Here is a 5,319-nt window from a genome sequence, read left to right on the forward strand (position 1 = left end):
TAACCCAGTTAACCTGTTGAAACAAATTAAAATAAAGCTTGACAATTCAAATCATTATGATAAGATAGTCGGCTCGCTAGATAGCTTAACCGGCAACGGAAAAGGCGAAAAGCGAAAGATTTACCCTATATATCGATGACTGGACGACAGTGATTGAGACTATTTAAAAGCATAACTAAAGAACAACTTGTGTGGATTTTTGCTGATTCAGAATGCTAAAAAATAAAGTTGACTATCTTTTCTTTTCGGGAAGATTATTAACTATAAAAATTATCATTTAAGACAGCAGAAAAACTCAAAGTTAATTCATTACGAACATAATTTTTAGCGATTTTGCCAGATTAGATGAGCCAAGTTTAGAAGCTTCTTTAAAGAGCTTCATAGCAAGATTAAACTGAAGAGTTTGATCATGGCTCAGATTGAACGCTGGCGGCAGGCTTAACACATGCAAGTCGAGCGGAAACGATGATAGCTTGCTATCAGGCGTCGAGCGGCGGACGGGTGAGTAATACTTAGGAATCTACCTAGTAGTGGGGGATAGCACGGGGAAACTCGTATTAATACCGCATACGTCCTACGGGAGAAAGGGGGCAACTTGTTGCTCTCGCTATTAGATGAGCCTAAGTCGGATTAGCTAGATGGTGGGGTAAAGGCCTACCATGGCGACGATCTGTAGCTGGTCTGAGAGGATGATCAGCCACACCGGGACTGAGACACGGCCCGGACTCCTACGGGAGGCAGCAGTGGGGAATATTGGACAATGGGGGAAACCCTGATCCAGCCATGCCGCGTGTGTGAAGAAGGCCTTTTGGTTGTAAAGCACTTTAAGCAGTGAAGAAGACTCTTCGGTTAATACCCGGAGACGATGACATTAGCTGCAGAATAAGCACCGGCTAACTCTGTGCCAGCAGCCGCGGTAATACAGAGGGTGCAAGCGTTAATCGGAATTACTGGGCGTAAAGCGAGCGTAGGTGGCTTGATAAGTCAGATGTGAAATCCCCGGGCTTAACCTGGGAACTGCATCTGAAACTGTTAGGCTAGAGTAGGTGAGAGGGAAGTAGAATTTCAGGTGTAGCGGTGAAATGCGTAGAGATCTGAAGGAATACCGATGGCGAAGGCAGCTTCCTGGCATCATACTGACACTGAGGCTCGAAAGCGTGGGTAGCAAACAGGATTAGATACCCTGGTAGTCCACGCCGTAAACGATGTCTACTAGTCGTTGGGTCCCTTGAGGACTTAGTGACGCAGCTAACGCAATAAGTAGACCGCCTGGGGAGTACGGCCGCAAGGTTAAAACTCAAATGAATTGACGGGGGCCCGCACAAGCGGTGGAGCATGTGGTTTAATTCGATGCAACGCGAAGAACCTTACCTGGTCTTGACATATCTAGAATCCTGCAGAGATGCGGGAGTGCCTTCGGGAATTAGAATACAGGTGCTGCATGGCTGTCGTCAGCTCGTGTCGTGAGATGTTGGGTTAAGTCCCGCAACGAGCGCAACCCTTGTCCTTAGTTACCAGCGGGTTAAGCCGGGAACTCTAAGGATACTGCCAGTGACAAACTGGAGGAAGGCGGGGACGACGTCAAGTCATCATGGCCCTTACGACCAGGGCTACACACGTGCTACAATGGTAGGTACAGAGGGCAGCTACACAGCGATGTGATGCGAATCTCAAAAAGCCTATCGTAGTCCAGATTGGAGTCTGCAACTCGACTCCATGAAGTAGGAATCGCTAGTAATCGCGGATCAGAATGCCGCGGTGAATACGTTCCCGGGCCTTGTACACACCGCCCGTCACACCATGGGAGTTGATTGCACCAGAAGTGGATAGCTTAACCGTAAGGGGAGCGTTCACCACGGTGTGGTTGATGACTGGGGTGAAGTCGTAACAAGGTAGCCGTAGGGGAACCTGCGGCTGGATCACCTCCTTATAGACGCATTCGGTCAGCAAGAATTCACAACAAGTTGTTCTTTAGTTTAAGCTTACGTTTTAACAAACGTATTAGGGTCTGTAGCTCAGCTGGTTAGAGCACCGTGTTGATAACGCGGGGGTCAGTGGTTCGAGTCCACTTAGACCCACCATTTTATAATGGGGCCATAGCTCAGTTGGTAGAGCGCCTGCCTTGCACGCAGGAGGTCAACGGTTCGACTCCGTTTGGCTCCACCACTACATACGGTTAAGCTTAGAGTGCTAAATAAAATAGGTATCAAATAGAAACAAGTGATTTGCACAAGATTACTTCTTTCTGTTTTATACAGAACCTGTTATTCGACGAGAATACAGGAACTATTTAAAAACATAGATATGAGTCTGGGTTAGTGATGACATGTTCACGTGTCGTCATTAACCTTAATAACTCACCTCTTAACGACATCAGTTGTTATCCCAGGGGTGAGTTATTAAAAAAGTAAAGAGAACTGAATCAAGCGTATAAACATAGGTGATATCGTTATCATAATTAGATTGTATGACACTTAGAAGTCGAAAGACTACTTGGGGTTGTATGGTCAAGTAATGAAGCGCACATGGTGGATGCCTTGGCAGTCAGAGGCGATGAAAGACGTGACAGCCTGCGATAAGCTTCGGGGAGGCGGCAATATCCTGTGATCCGGAGATTTCTGAATGGGGAAACCCACTTACCATAAGGTAGGTATCCTAATTTATTAGGAAGCGAACGAGGGGAAGTGAAACATCTCAGTACCCTTAGGAATAGACATCAATTGAGATTCCCCTAGTAGCGGCGAGCGAACGGGGAGAAGCCGATTAGTGCTAATGTAGAAGAACAGCGTGGGAAAGCTGACCGTAGTAGGTGATAGTCCTGTATTCGAAACATTAGCGTTAACATATTAAGTAGAGCGGGGCACGAGAAATCCTGTTTGAAGATGGGGGGACCATCCTCCAAGGCTAAATACTCCTGACTGACCGATAGTGAACCAGTACCGTGAGGGAAAGGCGAAAAGAACCCCTGTGAGGGGAGTGAAATAGAACCTGAAACCGTGTGCGTACAAGCAGTGGGAGCCCACTTGTTGGGTGACCGCGTACCTTTTGTATAATGGGTCAGCGACTTATATTCTGTAGCAAGGTTAACCGTTTAGGGGAGCCGTAGGGAAACCGAGTCTTAATAGGGCGAATAGTTGCAGGGTATAGACCCGAAACCGAGTGATCTATCCATGAGCAGGTTGAAAGTGCCGTAACAGGCACCGGAGGACCGAACCCACTGTCGTTGAAAAGCCAGGGGATGACTTGTGGATAGGGGTGAAAGGCTAATCAAACTCGGTGATAGCTGGTTCTCCCCGAAAGCTATTTAGGTAGCGCCTCGGACGAACACCATTGGGGGTAGAGCACTGTTTCGGCTAGGGGGTCATACCGACTTACCAAACCGATGCAAACTCCGAATACCGATGAGTGATATCCGGGAGACACACGGTGGGTGCTAACGTCCATCGTGGAGAGGGAAACAACCCAGACCGCCAGCTAAGGCCCCAAATTCCTAGTTAAGTGGGAAACGAGGTGGGAAGGCATAGACAGCTAGGAGGTTGGCTTAGAAGCAGCCATCCTTTAAAGAAAGCGTAATAGCTCACTAGTCGAGTCGGCCCGCGCGGAAGATGTAACGGGGCTCAAACTAGGAGCCGAAGCTGCGGATTTGAATTTGTTTTCAAGTGGTAGGGGAGCGTTGTGTAAGCCTGTGAAGGTGTGTTGTAAAGCATGCTGGAGGTATCACAAGAGCGAATGCTGACGTGAGTAACGATAATGCGAGTGAAAAGCTCGCACGCCGGAAGATCAAGGGTTCCAGTCCAACGTTAATCGGGGCTGGGTGAGTCGACCCCTAAGGCGAGGCCGAAAGGCGTAGTCGATGGGAAATCGGTTAATATTCCGATACTTGTTTATAATGCGATGGAGGGACGGAGAAGGTTATGTCAGCCTGGCGTTGGTTGTCCAGGTGAAAGGATGTAGGTTTATAGCTTAGGTAAATCCGGGCTATTCTATACCGAGATCTGATAGCAAGTCTTACTTGTAAGACGAAGTGGCAAATACCATGCTTCCAGGAAAAGCTTCTAAGCAATAGTTATAAACGAATCGTACCCTAAACCGACACAGGTGATCAGGTAGAGAATACCAAGGCGCTTGAGAGAACTCTGCTGAAGGAACTAGGCAAAATGGTACCGTAACTTCGGGAGAAGGTACGCTGTTGGTGGTGATAGGACTTGCTCCTTGAGCTGCTGGCAGTCGCAGATACCAGGCTGCTGCAACTGTTTATTAAAAACACAGCACTCTGCAAACACGAAAGTGGACGTATAGGGTGTGATGTCTGCCCGGTGCTGGAAGGTTAATTGATGGGGTTAGCGTAAGCGAAGCTCTTGATCGAAGCCCCAGTAAACGGCGGCCGTAACTATAACGGTCCTAAGGTAGCGAAATTCCTTGTCGGGTAAGTTCCGACCTGCACGAATGACATAATGATGGCAGCGCTGTCTCCAGCAGAGACTCAGTGAAATCGAAATCGCAGTGAAGATGCTGTGTACCCGCGGCTAGACGGAAAGACCCCGTGAACCTTTACTACAGCTTTACATTGAACTTTGACCTGACTTGTGCAGGATAGGTGGGAGGCTTTGAAACCGAGACGCTAGTCTTGGTGGAGCCAATCTTGAAATACCACCCTGGTCATGTTGGGGTTCTAACTCAGGTATAACAATACCGAGGACAATGTATGGTGGGTAGTTTGACTGGGGCGGTCTCCTCCTAAAGAGTAACGGAGGAGTACGAAGGTGCGCTCAGACCGGTCGGAAATCGGTCGTAGAGTATAAAGGCAAAAGCGCGCTTAACTGCGAGACCCACAAGTCGAGCAGGTACGAAAGTAGGTCTTAGTGATCCGGTGGTTCTGTATGGAAGGGCCATCGCTCAACGGATAAAAGGTACTCTGGGGATAACAGGCTGATACCGCCCAAGAGTTCATATCGACGGCGGTGTTTGGCACCTCGATGTCGGCTCATCTCATCCTAGGGCTGAAGCAGGTCCTAAGGGTATGGCTGTTCGCCATTTAAAGAGGTACGCGAGCTGGGTTTAGAACGTCGTGAGACAGTTCGGTCCCTATCTACCGTGGGCGTTGGAAATTTGAGAGGATCTGCTCCTAGTACGAGAGGACCAGAGTGGACGAACCTCTGGTGTTCGGGTTGTCATGCCAATGGCATTGCCCGGTAGCTACGTTCGGATGGGATAACCGCTGAAAGCATCTAAGCGGGAAGCCCACCTCAAGATTAGATTTCCCTAAAGAGCCGTTCAAGACTAGGACGTTGATAGGCAGGGTGTGGAAGCGCAGCGATG

Annotated in this window: 2 tRNA genes and 2 rRNA genes; all 4 read left to right on the top strand. The window is 48.6% G+C overall.

The features are described from left to right. The first annotated feature begins 391 nt into the window (after positions 1-391). Positions 392-1,930: ribosomal RNA gene (locus ACHUET_RS14555) — 16S ribosomal RNA — on the top strand. Positions 1,931-2,004: 74 nt separating this feature from the next. Further along, a tRNA-Ile gene (locus tag ACHUET_RS14560) sits at positions 2,005-2,081 on the top strand. 9 nt (positions 2,082-2,090) lie between these two features. Continuing rightward, positions 2,091-2,166, top strand: a tRNA-Ala gene (locus ACHUET_RS14565). A 339-nt stretch (positions 2,167-2,505) separates the two neighbouring features. Next, a 23S ribosomal RNA gene (locus ACHUET_RS14570) occupies positions 2,506-5,319 on the top strand; the annotation flags it as partial.

This window comes from Psychrobacter piscatorii (assembly GCF_043641605.1).
Classification (GTDB): Bacteria; Pseudomonadota; Gammaproteobacteria; order Pseudomonadales; family Moraxellaceae; genus Psychrobacter; species Psychrobacter piscatorii_C.